Origin of the sequence: Cupriavidus agavae (assembly GCF_004217045.1) — a bacterium.
GTDB classification, from domain to species: Bacteria; Pseudomonadota; Gammaproteobacteria; order Burkholderiales; family Burkholderiaceae; genus Cupriavidus; species Cupriavidus agavae.
On sequence record NZ_SGXM01000004.1, the window covers coordinates 302,214 to 317,588 of the forward strand.

The 15,375-nt window shown below is 66.9% G+C and carries 13 protein-coding genes and 1 pseudogene; 6 read left to right on the forward strand and 8 right to left on the reverse strand.

Features of this window, described 5'->3' with window-relative positions:
• The first annotated feature begins 77 nt into the window (after positions 1–77).
• From EV147_RS17430 to EV147_RS17450, 5 genes are read left to right on the forward strand one after another with little or no spacing between them, the layout of a single operon-like run.
• A complete protein-coding gene (locus EV147_RS17430) occupies positions 78–1,400 on the forward strand; it encodes an MFS transporter (RefSeq protein ID WP_157994699.1) in 1,323 nt (440 codons plus the stop codon).
• Between the two features lie 26 nt (positions 1,401–1,426).
• Positions 1,427–2,035, forward strand: a complete 609-nt coding sequence (locus EV147_RS17435; RefSeq protein WP_130392468.1) for a nuclear transport factor 2 family protein — start codon at positions 1,427–1,429, stop codon at positions 2,033–2,035.
• A 30-nt stretch (positions 2,036–2,065) separates the two neighbouring features.
• A complete protein-coding gene (locus tag EV147_RS17440) occupies positions 2,066–2,905 on the forward strand; it encodes a fumarylacetoacetate hydrolase family protein (RefSeq protein ID WP_130392469.1) in 840 nt (279 codons plus the stop codon).
• A 14-nt stretch (positions 2,906–2,919) separates the two neighbouring features.
• Complete coding sequence (locus EV147_RS17445; RefSeq protein WP_130392470.1) at positions 2,920–3,840, forward strand: VOC family protein; 921 nt, start codon at positions 2,920–2,922, stop codon at positions 3,838–3,840.
• A gap of 31 nt (positions 3,841–3,871) precedes the next feature.
• Positions 3,872–4,804 carry a BKACE family enzyme gene (locus EV147_RS17450; RefSeq protein ID WP_130392471.1) on the forward strand — a complete coding sequence of 311 codons (933 nt, stop codon included), beginning with the start codon at positions 3,872–3,874 and terminating at the stop codon, positions 4,802–4,804.
• A gap of 65 nt (positions 4,805–4,869) precedes the next feature.
• Here EV147_RS17450 and EV147_RS17455 read toward each other — a convergent pair whose 3' ends face one another.
• The 3 genes from EV147_RS17455 to EV147_RS17465 form a co-directional block, all read right to left on the reverse strand.
• Positions 4,870–6,009, reverse strand: coding sequence for an amidohydrolase family protein (locus EV147_RS17455; RefSeq protein WP_235844795.1), 1,140 nt, complete (start codon positions 6,007–6,009; stop codon positions 4,870–4,872).
• Between the two features lie 203 nt (positions 6,010–6,212).
• Entirely contained in the window at positions 6,213–6,977 is a 765-nt protein-coding gene (locus EV147_RS17460; RefSeq protein ID WP_130392472.1) for a hypothetical protein, read from the reverse strand.
• 184 nt (positions 6,978–7,161) lie between these two features.
• The gene (locus tag EV147_RS17465; RefSeq protein ID WP_130392473.1) at positions 7,162–8,229 is read right to left on the reverse strand and encodes a porin; all 1,068 of its coding nucleotides are present in this window, start codon (positions 8,227–8,229) and stop codon (positions 7,162–7,164) included.
• 516 nt (positions 8,230–8,745) lie between these two features.
• On the opposite strand from EV147_RS17465, the gene EV147_RS26480 reads away from it, so the two are divergent.
• Positions 8,746–9,660 (forward strand): LysR family transcriptional regulator, encoded by a 915-nt coding sequence (locus EV147_RS26480; protein WP_130392474.1) that lies wholly within the window; start codon positions 8,746–8,748, stop codon positions 9,658–9,660.
• Between the two features lie 42 nt (positions 9,661–9,702).
• On the opposite strand, the pseudogene EV147_RS26290 reads toward EV147_RS26480, so the two are convergent.
• The 5 genes and pseudogenes from EV147_RS26290 to leuC all read right to left on the reverse strand — a co-directional run.
• Positions 9,703–10,686 (reverse strand): annotated as a pseudogene (locus EV147_RS26290) (Bug family tripartite tricarboxylate transporter substrate binding protein); the annotation flags it as partial.
• Positions 10,687–10,713: 27 nt separating this feature from the next.
• Positions 10,714–11,832 (reverse strand): porin, encoded by a 1,119-nt coding sequence (locus EV147_RS17480; protein ID WP_130392476.1) that lies wholly within the window; start codon positions 11,830–11,832, stop codon positions 10,714–10,716.
• Between the two features lie 52 nt (positions 11,833–11,884).
• A complete protein-coding gene (locus EV147_RS17485) occupies positions 11,885–13,147 on the reverse strand; it encodes a serine hydrolase domain-containing protein (protein ID WP_130392477.1) in 1,263 nt (420 codons plus the stop codon).
• Positions 13,148–13,297: 150 nt separating this feature from the next.
• Positions 13,298–13,942 carry a 3-isopropylmalate dehydratase small subunit gene (leuD, locus tag EV147_RS17490; protein WP_130392478.1) on the reverse strand — a complete coding sequence of 215 codons (645 nt, stop codon included), beginning with the start codon at positions 13,940–13,942 and terminating at the stop codon, positions 13,298–13,300.
• Positions 13,935–15,353 (reverse strand): 3-isopropylmalate dehydratase large subunit, encoded by a 1,419-nt coding sequence (gene leuC, locus EV147_RS17495; RefSeq protein ID WP_130392479.1) that lies wholly within the window; start codon positions 15,351–15,353, stop codon positions 13,935–13,937. Before leuC ends, leuD begins: the two co-directional genes overlap by 8 nt.
• Positions 15,354–15,375: the final 22 nt, after the last annotated feature.

Below are 15,375 nucleotides of genomic sequence, written 5' to 3' on the forward strand. Positions count from 1 at the left end.
CACAAGCCCGGCAGCCGCCGGGCCTTCCCATGCGGGCGCCATCGCGGCAAGACGGTGGCGGAAACGAGGAGACAACCATGATTCACAGAAAGGAGGCACGCACGCTCGGCCTGGCCGCGCTCGGTGCGATGCTGGAGTACTACGACTTCGTGATCTTCCTGTTCGTCGCGGCGGCGATCAGCGAAGCATTCTTCCCGCCCGGCGTGTCGCCGTGGGTCAGCCAGATGCAGACCCTGGGCATCTTCGCGGTCGGTTATCTGGTGAGGCCCATCGCCGGCATCGTGCTGGCCCACTTCGCCGACATGTTCGGGCGCAAGCGGATGTTCATCTTCCTGATGATCCTGATGGCGGTGCCCACGTTCCTGATTGGCGTACTGCCGACCTACGAGCAGGCGGGCGTGCTGGCGCCGCTGGCGCTGCTGGTGCTGCGCGCGCTGCAGGGATGCGCAGTGGGCGGCGAGTTTCCGGGCGCGGCAGTCTTCGTGTCGGAGCATGCCGCGCCATCGCGCCTCGGTACCGCCAGCGGCACGATGCACGGCATCGTGCTGGCCGGGCTGCTGCTCGGGACCGGCGCGGCCGCTGCGTCGGCGTACATAGCCAGCGCCACCGGCATCCCGTCGCTGGCGTGGCGTCTGCCATTCATCGTGGGCGGGCTGTTCGGCCTGACTGCGTCGTACCTGCGCCGGCAACTGGAGGAATCGCCCCTGTACGCGGGCATCCAGCAATCGCGCCAGCTGGCACAGGCCACGCCGATCCGCATCGTGCTGACGAAGCACGCCGATGCCTGCCTGTTTGGCCTGGCACTCGGTTTCACCATGGCCGTCGGCACGGTGATCTTCTTCCAGTACATGCCGACGCTGCTCGCCACGCAATACGGTGTCCCGCGCCAGGCGGCGCTGCAAGCGAATATGTGGGGGTCGTTCGCGCTCTGCCTGTCGATGCCGTTCTGGGGGCGCCTCAGCGACACGCTGGGATGGTCCCGCTCGCTCGCCATCGGTGCGGTGGCCATGCTGGTGGCGTCTGTCGGCTTCTTCCAATGGCTCCCGGCGGTACTTGCCGGGCATGGCTCGCTGGCGCTGCTGTTCGCGTTGCCCGGTGTGGCGCTCGGCGCCGTGGTGGCACTGGTGCCGGGGCTTGTGTCGGCGCTCTTTCCGACGCAGGTGCGCCAGAGCGGCTACGCAGTGCCGTACAACGTGGGTGCTGCGCTGTTTGGCGGCCTGACGCCGCTGGCACTGGCCTGGATGGTGCGCGCCCATGGGCCGGAATCGGCAATGTATCCGCTGCTTGCCACGGCGCTGGTCACGGCGGTACTGGCCGTCAGGGTGCGCCGCATGCGCCTGTACCTCGGCGTTGCCGAACCCACGATGCCGGCGGTGGCGGCGACCACCAAAGCCGGCTGATTACCTGACTCGCGAGGGGAGACATCATGCAAGACAGGATGCTGGCCGTGCTCGACAAGGCCGAGATCACCGAAGTCGTCCAGACCGAACGCGCTGCGCGGGACCAGGCGCAGTGGACACGGATGCTGGAGACGTATCACGCCGACGCGTTGGTTGACGTGTCGTGGTTCCACGGCAGCGGGGCGGAGTTCGTGGCGGCCTCGCAGCGGATGTACGACGCGGGCCGGCACTCGGCACACCTCATGGGGCCGACGCTGGTGAGGCTGCGTGGCGACCGTGCACTGGCCCACACGCCCTGCGCGGTCACTGCGCGAATGCACCTCGATGGCGTGGAGGTGGAGGTCACCACTCACGCGCGGCTGCACGAGCGAGTCGAACGGCGCAGCGGTGTCTGGCGCATTGCGCGGATGGGCATCGTCTATCTGCGCGACGGGCTGGTCGTGGTCAACCCGTCGGAGCGCGTCGTGCTCGACGCCGCGCAACTTGCCGCCTACCGGCCCTCCTATCGCTTTCTTTCGTACCTGCTGGCACACGCCGGCCAGCGACCCCGCCCTGACCTGCCCGGCGCCGACCGGCCGGAGACCGTCCAGCCGCTGGTCGACAGCGACGACGCCTGGCTCGCTGGCGCAGGCTGATTCCCGACATTTCACCAGAGACAGATTCCCATGCGATACCTCCGCTTCATTCTCGATGGCAAGAAACAGACCGGCGTGCGCGTCGGCGACAAGATCCGCGTGCTGGGCGCCACGCCCCTCGAAGCACTGCTCGCCAGCGGGCAGGATCTCGAAACCTTTGCCGATGACGTGCCCGGCGGCGCGCTGGTCACCGATGACGACGTTACGTTCCTGCCCGTCCTGGAGCATCCGCCCAAGCTGCTCTGCGTGGGCCTGAACTACGCCGACCACACGCGCGAGAGCAAGCTTGAACAGCCGAAATACCCGACCATGTTCCCGCGCTACGACACCAGCCTGGCCGGGCACGGGCAGCCCATCGTCCGCCCGCGCGTCTCGGACTCGCTGGATTTCGAGGGGGAGTTCGCCGTGGTGCTGAAATCGGGCGGCCGCCATATCCGCAAGGAGGATGCGCTGCGCCATGTGGCCGGCTATGCGCTGTTCAACGACGGGTCGGTGCGCGAGTACCAGTTCCTCGCTCCGCAGTGGACCATGGGCAAGAACTTCGACAACACGGGTGCCTTCGGTCCCGAGCTTGTCACGGCCAGCGAGGTGCCGTCCGGGGCGAAGGGGCTGACGCTGGAGACTCGCCTGAATGGCGAGGTGGTGCAGTCGGCCAGCACCGACACGCTGATCTTCGATGTCGCCACGCTGATCTCCACGTTGAGCGAGGCGCTGACGCTCGAAGCGGGTGACGTGATCGTGACCGGCACGCCGAGCGGCGTGGGCTGGGCGCGCGAGCCGAAGCTGGTGATGCGGCCCGGCGATGTCTGCGAAGTCAGCCTGACCGGCTTTGCCACGCTGCGTAACCCCATCGCCGACGAAGCGGCCTGAACCGGAGCGTATCGATGAGCGATAACCAACACGCCGCCGTGCATTCGATCGGGCACTACGCGCTGATCGTGCCTGGTCTGGAAGAGGCCCGCCAGTTCCACACGTCGTTTGGCCTGTCCGTGATCGACCACGGCGATCGGCTGGACGCGACCACGCCGGATGATCAGGTGTGGGCCAGGTTCTTCCCGGGCGAGCGGCGCGAACTGGCCTACCTGAGCTTCCATTGCTTCGAGGCCGACTACGAGGGGCTGCGAGGCCAGATCGAAGCCGCCGGCGGGCGGCCTGCGGACAACGCCCCCCACGCCTCGGGCATTGGCATCTGGTTCCACGATCCCGATGGCAACCTGATCCAGGTGCGGGTTGGCCCGAAGACCAGCCCATTCGCCAAGCCCGCCATCGAGAGCGTCCACGTGGGCTCCGATGCACGCGGGGCGTTGTTCCGTCATCAGGTGCCCGCCGTGCGCCCGCGCCGGCTGTCACACGTGGCGCTGTTCACGCCAGATCTGCCGCGCGCCCTCGCGTTCTACAACCGTGCGCTTGGCTTGCGCCTGTCGGACCGCTCCGGCGATCTGGTCGCCTTCACGCATGCGCCCCATGGCAGCGACCACCATCTGGTCGCTTTCGCGTCGAGCCCTGCGAAGGGCTGGCATCACGCGTCGTGGGACGTGGCGAGCGTCGACCAGGTAGGGCAGGGTGCCGCGCAGATGGCGGCGGCCGGATATGTGGAGGGTTGGGGCACCGGGCGCCACGTGCTTGGCTCCAACTTCTTCCACTACGTGCGTGACCCCTGGGGCTCGTTCTGCGAGTACTCCGCCGACATGGACTACATCTCGGCCGGCACGACGTGGCCTGCCGGTGATCATGCGCCAGAGGACTCGATGCACCAGTGGGGGCCGGCGGTGCCGCCGTGGTTCGGCCTCAACACCGAAGCCTGAACCCCTTTCCCGCATTCTCCGGAAACATTCCATGCAGATCTCCAACAAGGTCATCATTACCTGCGCCATCACGGGCTCGATCCATACGCCCTCGATGTCGCCCTACCTGCCGGTGACGCCCGCGCAGATTGCAGACTCGGCCGTGGGGGCCGCCGATGCCGGCGCCGCCATCGTCCATCTGCACGCACGCGACCCGAAGACCGGCATCCCGAGCCAGGATCCGGTGCTGTTCGGTGAATTCCTCGGCGCGATCCGCGACAAGTCCGACGTGGTGCTCAATCTCACCACCGGCGGCGCGCCCACCATGTCCATCGAGGAGCGGCTGGCGCCGGTGGCGCGCTTCAAGCCAGAGGTGGCGTCGCTGAACATGGGATCGATGAATTTCGGCCTCTATGAAATGCTCGGGCGCTACACGGAGTTCCGGCACGACTGGGAGCGGCCGTATCTGGAGGCCAGCGACGACCGCATCTTCCGTAACACGTTCCGCGATATCGCGCACATCCTCGAAGCCTGCAACGCCAACCAGACCCGTTTCGAGATCGAGTGCTACGACATCGGCCACCTCTACACGGCGGCGCACTTCCTTGACCGTGGCCTGCTCAAGGCGCCGCTGTTCATTCAGTCGGTGTTCGGTATCCGGGGCGGCATTGGTGCGCACCCTGAGGATATCGCCCACATGAAGCGCACCGCGGACCGGCTGTTCGGCAAGCACTACGTATGGTCGGTGCTCGGCGCCGGGGCGCAGCAGACGCGCGTGGTGACGCAGGGGCTGCTGATGGGCGGCAACGTGCGCGTGGGCCTGGAAGACAACCTGTGGCTGTCGCGCGGCAAGCTGGCCACCAGCAACGCGGAACAGGTTGCCGGTATCCGCAGGAGCATCGAGCAGCTTGGCTACTCGGTGGCGACGCCGGATGAGGCGCGTGCGATGCTGGGCCTCAAGGGCAAGGACAACGTGGATTTCTGAGCGGCTGACCGGCCTGATGGAGAAAGGACGCCCCCGGGGGCGTCCTTTTCAGCTTCTGCGCAACGTCAGGTTCGGGCGAGGCGAGGGAACAGCGCGAGCGCGTTATCGCGCATGAATGCGTCGCGCAGGTTCGGCGGGATCTGCGGCGAGCGGTCGAGCACGGCGGCCAGGTCGGCCGCGACCGGGGCTGGCGTGAACGGATAGTCGCTGCCATAGAGCACGCGCGCCGGGTCAGCCACCTGCAGCAGCGCGCTCAGCGCCACGGGTTCGGGCACGCCGGCCAGGTCGTAGTAGAGCTTGCGGATGGCGGCATCGACGCTGGTGCGGTTGCGGCCAAGCTTCAGCATCGCGCTGATCGCACCCACACGCGCGGTCAGCACCGGCACGGCAGCGCCGGCGTGCGGCACGATGATCCTTACATCGGGATACTTGTCCAGCGTGCCGCTCAGGATCAGATTGAAGACTGCCCGCGTGGTATCGAAGATGAACTCGATCATCGGGTAAGGGTAGCCGAGCGGGGGGAGTGCCGCGGCCTCCTGCCCCTGGCAGCACGCGCAGTAAGGGTCGGTCGGGTGGATGAAGACGGTGGCCTTGCGCCGGTTCAGCTCCGCGAAAACGGGATCGAGCCGGGCATCGCCCAGGTAGATGCCGTGATAGTTCGACTCCATGACCACGCCATCGGCATGGAGCGTGTCGAAGGCATGGGCCAGTTCGGCCAGCGAGCCGGGGACATCGGGCAGTGGCAGCACGGCGAACAGCCCGAACCGGCCCGGATGCGCGCGCATCGCCTTGGCCCCTTCCTCGTTGCATTCGCGGGCCAGGCGCCGTGCGGCGGCGTCGTCTCCGAAGTGCAGGCCGGGTGCGGAGATCGATAGCATCGCCGTGGCAATGCCGAGACTGTCCATCATGCCCACGTGCGAGGCAGCGCTCCATTGGGGAATGGCCGGCATGCCAGAGGGCTTGCCATGGCCGGCCGCTTCGAGCGCGGCCCGGTACCCGGGGGGAATGTAGTGGGCGTGGACGTCGATGCGGCCCTTCGTGCCGGACGTTGTGACAGTGCTTCCGGCTGCGCTGGCGGGTGACGCGATGGCGCCAAGCCCGCCGATCGCGGAGGCGGTGAGGCCCACGACTCCGGCCAGCGCCTGGCGCCGGCCTGTCCCGATAGCGGAAAGGCGCTCTGCCTCCCGTGCAATTCCTTGCGGCATCTTCGATGGTCTCCGTTCTCGTTCCTGGAATGCGTAGCCTCCCGATTCTATGGGGTGCCAGGAGCGTGACCAAGATAGGGAATGCGCCGCGTTCAGCGTAGACAGATGTGCAGCGGAGACCGGAGGAAACAGGTTCGTCGTGCCGGGACAACGGTGGACCGAGGACGTGGCATCGGCGTGCGCCGCCCCCGATCCGTCAGGCGTTACTGCGTCGAGACAGCCGTGGCCGGTGCACTGCCACCCGCCAGCGGCGCGGCCGTCGGGGAAGCCTTCTCCATGAAGAACGATCCACGCAGCCTGCCCACGGCGCCGCGTGTGCTCTCGTCGACGGCCTTCATCAGGTTGTCGTACTCGGGAGCCTGATCCCATTCTCCGAGGGCGGCGGTCTGGACCTCCACGCGGTCATACCATTCCAGCTTGTTGGTCGACAGGTTCACGAGCTGTCCGGTCAGGGCGATGTAGCCCATCGGCGCACCCAGCGGCATGAAGCCGTAATAGCTGCGCACGGTGCCGAGCGAGCGCGGGGTGATCAGCAGGAGCTTGTCGGCCTTGTATTGCTTCGCCAGCGGCCGGTAGTCGCGCAGCGCGATCCCCTCGCCCGAGCCTTCGGTAAACTTCGGCATGGTTTCCGTGTCCAGCGCGGCGTCGATCATCACCACCTTGATCTGCCGCGATTCCAGGCCGGAGCGGAACGATTGCGGCAGGCCGGAGACCTGGCTGAAATCCTGCGTCTGAAGCCGGTCCACAATCGCCTTGGCATTGGCGCGATTGATCACGATGTCCAGCAGTCCCTGGCTGCCGAGCATTACCTGGCCCGGTTCGGGCATCTTCTCGATCGCAACGACCACGGTGCTTTCCTTCTGTTCGAAGATGGCACTGGTGGCGGGAATCGGCTTCTGCACAACTGCGCAACCCGACAAGATGCTGGCGGCCAACAGCAGCCCGGCCAGATAGTGACGACCCATCATGAATTCTCCTTTGTTATGTGGATAGACTCGCATCCCATAACGGCGTGACAGAGGAAAGCTGCACCCGCCAGAAGGGGGGTGCGGGTCACTTTTGGGTGGCTGGCAGGAGAAAAAAAGCCTCGGCGGGCGCCGAGGCTCAAGGACTCACTTGAGTTATCAAGGGAGTGTCGATCTGTTCTCGGACTCAGAAGGTGTGGCGGAGGCCGACCACCACGCCGGTCTGGTCCTTGCCGGGCACCACATGGGTGGGGCTGTTGCCGGGCATGTTGAAGCCGTTCAGGCCCAGTTCCGAATCGCCACGGTTGAGCGCGTAGCCCACGTTCATGTAGATGTCGGTTCGCTTCGAGAACGCGTAGGCGGCCGACGCGACGAACATGATGGGGTCCGCGCCCGAGTTGCGCGTATCGGTGTAGTACGCGGCGCCGGTGAGCGTGATGGCAGGGCTCATGGCATAGCGCAGGCCGGCCCAGAACAGGTTGGAGCCCGTGCCGGGCAGCGTGCCGACATCGCCGTTGAACCAGCGGTAGCCTGCAAACGCGCGGGTGGGACCAAAAGCGTAGCTGGCGCCGATCAGGGCGCGGCGGTCCGTCAGATCGCGGGTGGCAACGCTGTTGCCCTGGAACTCGTCGTACGCGGCGCCGACCACCAGCGGGCCGGCGCGGTACATCAGCGCGACGCCGTAGTTGCGGTCCACCTTGTAGTCGCCGGGCAGTTCGCCCGAGCTGGTGCGGGCCGTGCTGTACAGCACGGTGGCCGACAGGCCGCCGAAGTCTCCGCGGTACTTGATGGCGTTGTCGGCGCGGCCGGCCATGACGTAGTCGCTCATGAACAGCGAGTAGCGTGGCGCGTAGCCCATCGGGTCCAGTTCCAGCCCCGTTTCATGCAGCGGCGTGTTCTGGCGGCCCAGCGTCAGCGTGCCGTATTTGCTGGCCAGCCCGACGAACGCGCCGCGATCGAACATGCGGCTGCTGTTGAGTTGCGCACCGCGGTCCAGTGCGAGGCCGCCTTCGAGTTCGAAGATGGCACGCAGGCCGCCGCCCAGATCCTCGGTGCCGCGCAGGCCCCAGCGCGACGTGGACATGCTGCCCGAAGTCACCTTGACCTGGCTGGCGCCGCCTGACGCGGACGGGACGTTGCTGAGATATTCGAGCCCGACGTCCGCTATGCCATACAGCGTGACGCTCGATTGTGCGTAGCTGGCAGCGGTCAGCATGCCCAGGGTGGCCGCGACGATGCCGTGACGAAGTTTCATGACCTACTCCTCTAGTAGAGCGATTCCTTTCGCTTGTGGAAACGGGCGGAGTATAGGAAGGCCGGGCCGCTGCGTGAACTGCAGAAACATGACGCGAATGACGTCGTTGCGTTGCGATGTGTTGCAGGCGTCTGGACGGGAAAATGATTGCGAAGAATCTGTGTGCAACGAGGCGCTACAGCCGCTTGCAAGTTAGGGGCAGATCGTTAATTTTCGGAGACAGAGTCCTGTGATCAGGGAGGATCGTGGCGATATTGCAGTGTGTTGCAATCGCTGGCTGACCTGCCTGTCTCTGATGTCGAGGATGCTCGATGACAGCCGGACCGGATCATCGCGCAACCGACCCTTGACCCTCATCAATCGGATGCCGGTCCGCAGAACTGCGAACACGCGACCCGCGGCATCGATGCTGCGCGGGTACGCCGGGCCGCCGCGGCCGGTGACCCGGGTGCTTGACGCCCCGGCAACCAGGCACGCATTATCGAAGGCGTCATCCTGATAACAGTGCGGAATACCATGCGTCTCGAGGACCTGAACTATTTTGTGGCGGTGGCGCAGGCCGGGCAGGTGGCCCGTGCAGCGGAGGAGGTGGGCCAGAGCCAGCCTGCCCTGACCAAGGGCATCCAGCGGCTGGAGCACGAACTCGGCATCCAGTTGTTCGCACGGTCCTCGCGTGGCATGGACCTGACTACCTCGGGCGAAGTGTTCCTCGAACGCATCCTCGCCGTGCGCAGCGCCCTGCATGATGCGATACAGGAGGCGCACGACCTGCATCTCGGCAAGCTGGGCGTGGTACGGGTGGGTGTGCCGTCGTCGCTCGTGGGCTCGGTCTTCTCCGATGCGTTCGCGGAACTGATCCGGCAGCGCCCGGCGGCGCGCGTGCAGGTGACCATCGGGCTCAATGATCCGCTGGTGGACGGGCTGCGCCGCGGCGAGCTGGATCTCTGCATCGCCACGCTGGCGCGCAAGCCCGAGCCCGATATCGAGCAGACGCTGTTGTTCGACAACGATCTCGTCGCGGTGGCACGCGAGCAGCATCCGCTCCACGGCAAGCGGAATCTACGGCTCGCGGACCTGGCGGCCTACCCGTGGCTGCTGCCGAATGCCAGCGTGATCGGCCGGAAGATCGTGGACGCGTGCTTCACGGAGGCCGGGCTGGCGCCGCCCAACGTGGCCCTGGAGACCAATTCCTCGGCGGAAGGGCTGATGGCCGTGATCCGCAAGACCGATCTGCTGACGGTGGTGGGCAGCCGCACACTGTCGCAGGCCACGCGGGGCCTGCGGAGCCTGGACGTGCCGAACCTGCGCTGGCCGCGCAGCGTGGGCATCCTGCGGCGCAAGGGCAGCTATCACTCGCCGCTGGCGGCCCGCCTCGTGGAAATACTCGTGAAACGTTCCACGGTACTGCGCACGTCCACGGGAAAGGGCTGAGGCGCTGCCAGCGCGCCAATCGCCGTACACGCCCACGCGCCGCACCAGCGCGCCCCACGCCTCGGCTTCGGCCTGCATCTGGCGCTGCAGCTCTTCGGGCGACATCGGCCTCCAGCTTGACCATACCTCGGCCCGCTTGCGGCGCCATTGGTCGGTATCGCTGGTCTTGTCCATGGTGTGGTTCAGCGTGCGGATGATGTCCGGCGGCGTGCCGCGCCGCGCCAGCAGTCCGGTCCAGCCGGTGCGCTCGTAGCCGTTGAAGCCCTGTTCCCGGAACGTGGGCACGTCGGGGAGATGTGCGGAGCGCTCGTCGCCGGTGACCGCGAGAATCCTGACCTGCTGCTTGGCCAGCAACGGACGCAGGTTGACGATATCGAGCATCATGAACGAGATCTGACCGCGCAGGATGTCCAGCAGGCCCGCGCCGGCGCCCTTGTAGGGGATGTGCGTGGCTTCGAAGCCGAAGTCGTTGGTCAGCTGGAACCCGTACAGGTGCGGCACCGTGCCATTGCCGAGCGAGGCATAGTTCAGCGCGCCTTTCTGGCGTTTGGCCCAGGCCGTCCACTCACGCAGGGTGCGGCTGGGGTTCGAGGCGGGAATGGCGAGGCCGATCGGCGCGGCGCCGGTCATGGCGACCGGCGTGAAATCCTCCATCGGCCGGTACGGCAGCCTGCGGAAGTAGCTCTGCGTGATCGTGAAGTTGGCGCTGGCGAGCAGGAAGTCGTAGCCCTCGGGCGGCGCCAGCAACACCGATTGCGCGGCGATCTGCCCTGCGGCGCCCGCCTTGTTGTCGACGATCATCGGCACGTTGCCGAGCGACGGCGCCAGCGATTTCTGGTACTCGCGCAGTTGCAGGTCGACCGGATCCCCGGCGCTCGACGCCGTGACGAAGCGGATCGGCCGGCTCGGCCATCTGTCGGCCAGCACCGGGCCCGCGAAGGCCATTGCCAGGCCGCCACCGGCCTGCATCAGGAAGCGGCGCCGGCCCGGTATTGCGCGGCTTGTCGTGAAACTGTTACCCACCATGCGTCTCCATAAGTCTCGGGTTGCTGCTCAGAATCGGTGGCGGATGCCCGCCGCCACGGCCAGCATGCTGTCGTGGCCCCGCCCCAGGTAGTACCCGTTGGCGAAGCTTACCGCCGATGTGTCGAAATTGATCCCCGCGTGCCGTACGTAGGCGGCGGTCAGGTAGAGGTCGGTGCGCTTGGACAGGTTGTAGTCTGCAATCACGCTGACCTGCCACGGGTTGTCGACATTGGTCCGGTTCAGTGCCTTGACGTCGTCGTAGTAGTAGGCAAGCGTCAGTTCCAGCGCCGGCGTGGCACTGTAGTTCACACCCGCCCAGTAGTAGTGGTCTCGCACAAGCGTGCTGCCGTTGGCAGCGCGGTTCAGGCCCCAGCGCGCGCCGCCCATCAGCTTGGCGCGGCCGATCTGGTAGCTTGCGGCCACGCCCGCCTTGCGGAAATCGCCGGTGTCGCCGGCAGCGTTGAGCGTGGGGTTGAAGCGGTCGAACGCCGCGGCCAGGCCGAGGTTTCCGGAGAAGTAGTTGAGGCCCAGGCCGAGGCCGGTGTCGCGGCGCGACTGGCCCGGTACTTCGCCCGCACCGGTCACGCCGTTGCCGAACGACCAGTTGGCGGTGGCGGTCAGGCCGCCAAACTTGCCCGTGTACTTGATCGTGTTGTCCGAGCGGAAGTCGAGGCCCAGCAGGACCGCGATCGGCTCGTACTGGGTGGAGTAGCGGCTGGGCGAGAAGTTCGAGAACGAGTCGAACGCGGCCGTGTACTGGCGCCCGAAGGTCAGCCGCCCTGCGCGCTGGTCGCTCAACCCGACGAATGCCTGACGCCCGAACAGCCGGCCGCCTTGCGTCGATGCGCCGCTGTCGAGGTCGAAGCCGCTTTCCAGCACGAACACCGCACTGCGTCCGCCGCCCAGGTCCTCGGTGCCGCGCATCCCCCAGCGCGACCCGGCAAGGCCGCCCGACGTGAGCCCGACCCGCGATCTGCCCGCGCCCGGGAAACCCGGCTGGTTCGGCAGCGTGGGCGACAGGTGGTTCACGTATTCGATGTTCGCGTCTGCCACGCCGTAGAGCGTCACCGTGGCGTGCGCGGTGCCCGACAGGCAGGCCAACGCCACCAGCGGCAGCCAGCGGGTGTTTCCAGTCCTCCGTTGCATCCTCTCTCCTCCGTTCTCGTCTTTGTTATGGATGTCCTGGCCGGCTTGCGGTCTACGGGGCGGCGCAGCCTCCCACTGCCCGATAGACGGCCATGCCAGCCGCCACCAGCGCCGCGGAGGTTTCCAGCACGCGGGCCGGGTCGTCGCGGCGCTTGATGTCATCGGCGCTCGTGGGGCGGGCGGCATCGTCGGGACTCGACGAGAATTTCACGACCACCAGCGCCTTGGCCGGATTGATGTGGATGCGCTGCCCGAAGCGGCCGCTGGCTTCCACGCTGCCATCGCCGTCATGGCACTGGAACCAGTAGTTGCGGTAGCCGTATCCCTCGCGCCCGGCCACGAGGTTGCCGCGCGCAAAGCGCGCCTGGTTGTCGGCGGATTCGAACAGGATGCGGGCCGCGATGGGCGGGATCTGCCCTGCGGGGTCGCCCTGCATGGCGCGGCGCACCGCTTCGGCAAAGCGCGCGGCGTCGCGCAGCGTGGAGTTCAGGCCGCCGCTGGCCATCTCGGTACCCAGCCGGTCCACGCTGGCGTAGGCATCGTCATCGGCCAGCCGGGACCAGATCCGGTCCGTGACGAGTTGCGACCAGCGCTGGCCCGTGATGCGGCGCAGCGCCCAGGCCACGGCTTCGGCGGAGCCGTTCTGGTAATACCAGGCAGGGGCGTCCGTGGCGCTGCCAGTGGCGTGCGCCACCTTCAGGAAGTCATAGATGTTGTCGGGCGCATCGTCCTTGCGCGGCACGATGCCGACGGCGGCGAACAGCCCCAGATCGGGTGGCAGTGCCGGCGGGTATCCCACGGCCACCTCCATGTCGAGGTTGGCCCGGACGGTAGCCTCGCCGAACGGATTGCCGGCCAGTTCCGGTACGTACTCGCGCAGCGGTGCCCGCGGATCGAGCTTGCCTTCGCCAACGAGCATCGCGGCGAGCAGGCCGGTGACCGATTTGGTCATCGACGCCCAGATGTGGGGCTGACGCGGTGCGAATCCACCGAAGTAGCGTTCACAGACCACCCGGCCCCGGTGCAGGACGAGAAAGCCATCGGTATGCGTGGCGCGCAGGTAGGCGCCAAGGGTCAGCGGCTGGCCAGCCACCGTGAGCGCGATCTCGTCCAGCCCGGCGCCTTCGCTGCCGCCCAGCGGCATGGGCTGGTCCGCATGGCGGATGCCGGTGGTCGGCGCCAGTTCGCGCGTGTGGCTCAGTGCCCAGCGCATGAACGGCGGACGCAGGCCGGTGCCGCGCGCCACCTGCTTGTCGGGTGGCGGCGGAAAGCCTTGCATGATGCCGTCGTTGACCTCGGGGGCCGGTACTGTCATGAACGCTCCACTATCTGTCGGTTGGCTGCCAGGGGGCAGCGCATGGACAGATAGTGGAGTAGCCGGCCGGGTTCTGATATTCCGGAATGGAATTCAGCAATAACAATGCGGAAAGGTGACTAAGGCGTGCCGGCTCCCGTCATCGGTGGCTCAGGTCGACCCGAGCCGGTCCCGTGTGCGCCGTGCCACGTCTTTGGTCCACGGATACGCCTGCCAGTACTGCGCGGCAAAGCGCTCGATATCGGCGCGCTGGCGCAGCGAGAGGCCGATCATGTCGAGACCTTCGAGAAACATGCCGCGATGCCGGGCGGACAATTCGAACGGGAAGGTGCCGACCGGCGTGGTCACCTGCATTGCCTCGACATCGATGGTGATGGCGTTGCTGCTGTCGGCATCGACGGCGTCCATCAGCCGCGCCACCACCTCGCGCGGCAGCATGACCAGCAGCAGCCGGTTGTTCATCGCGTTCGAGTAGAAGATCTCGCCGAAGCTCGGTGCGATCACGGCGCCGATGCCGAACTGCTGGAGCCCCCAAACCGCATGTTCGCGGCTCGAACCGCAACCGAAGTTGGCGCCGCCCACCAGCACGCGCGTGCCGGCATACTCAGGGCGGTTCAGCACGAAGTCCGGGCGCGGATGGCCCTGCGCGTCGAAGCGTTGATCGTAGAGAATGCCCTTGTCGAGCCCGGCCTTGTCGATGCCGCGCAGGAACTGCTTGGGGATGATCTGGTCGGTGTCGAGGTTCTCGAAGCGGATCGCGGCGCCCTTGCCGGTGAGTCGTGCGTGGTCAGACATGATTGGGTTCCAGTTTCCGGACGTCGGTGATCTTGCCGGTGACGGCCGCCGCAGCGGCCATGGCCGGGCTCATCAGGTGCGTGATGGCGCCGCGTCCCTGCCGGCCCTCGAAGTTCCGGTTGGTGGTGGAGGCGCACCGCACGCCATCGGCGAGCACGTCGTCGTTCATCGCCAGGCACATCGAGCAGCCTGGCTGGCGCCATTCGAAGCCGGCCGAGACGAGCAGGTCAGCCAGGCCCTCGCGCTCGGCCTGTGCCTTCACGGCGCCCGAGCCGGGCACCACCATGGCGCGCACGCCTTCGGCTACCTTGCGGCCCCGCACGACGTCAGCCACGGCCCGCAGGTCCTCGATGCGCCCGTTTGTGCAGGAGCCGATGAACACGTGCTGGATCGCCGTGCCTTCGAGCGCAGCGCCCGGCGCAAGGTGTGTGTACGACAGCGCGCGCTCCGTTGCGCGCTGTCCGGCATCGTCCATCTGGTCTTCGGGGAAGGGAATATGGCCCGACACCGGCAGCACCTGGTCGGGGCTGGTGCCCCAGGTGACGTAGGGCTCGACGTCGCTGGCGTCGAAGGCGAATTCCAGATCGAAGCTCGCGTCGGCGTCGCTGCGCAGCGTTTCCCAGTACGCCTGCGCGGCGGGGCGCTGGGCGTCGTCGATATCCGGCGCGCGGCGCAGCACGTAGTCCACCGACACCGCATCGGGCGCGATCAGGGCGCCGCGTGCCGCCGCCTCCACGGTCATGTTGCAGAGTGTGAAGCGGGCTTCGACGCTGAGATCGCTGATCGCGCTGCCGCAGTATTCCACCACATAGCCCCGCGCGCCCTGTGCGCCGATCCTGCCGATGATCCGGAGGATCAGGTCCTTGGCCGTGGTGCCTGCCGGCAGCGTGCCGTCCACGCGGATGCGCATGGTCTTCGCCATGCGGTAGACCAGTGTCTGCGTGGCGAGCACATGTTCCACCTCGGAAGTGCCGATGCCGAAGCCTAGCGCACCGAGCGCGCCGTACGTGGTGGTGTGGCTGTCGCCGCAGATCACGACCATGCCCGGACGGATCATGCCGTGCTCGGGCGCGATCACGTGCTCGATGCCCTGCAGTGTGTCGTTGGTGTCGAACAGCGGAATGCCGTGCCGTTCGCAGTTGGCGCGCAGGTTGGTGGCCTGCAGCGCCGACGCGGTGTCCGCGATGACTCGGATCTTCGTCGGGTGGGTCGGGATGATGTGGCTGACCACCGAGACGTTCTGTCCGGGAACCAGCACCTCGCGTCCCTGCTCGTGCAGTCCGGCAAACGCTTGCGGGCTGGTGTACTCGTTCATCAGGTGCAGGTCGCAGTAGAGCAGGACGTTGTCGTCATCGAGCCGCGACACCGTGTGCGAATCGACGAGTTTCTGATAGAGGGTGCGGGGAGGCATGTTGCTACCTGGTGGCGATGAA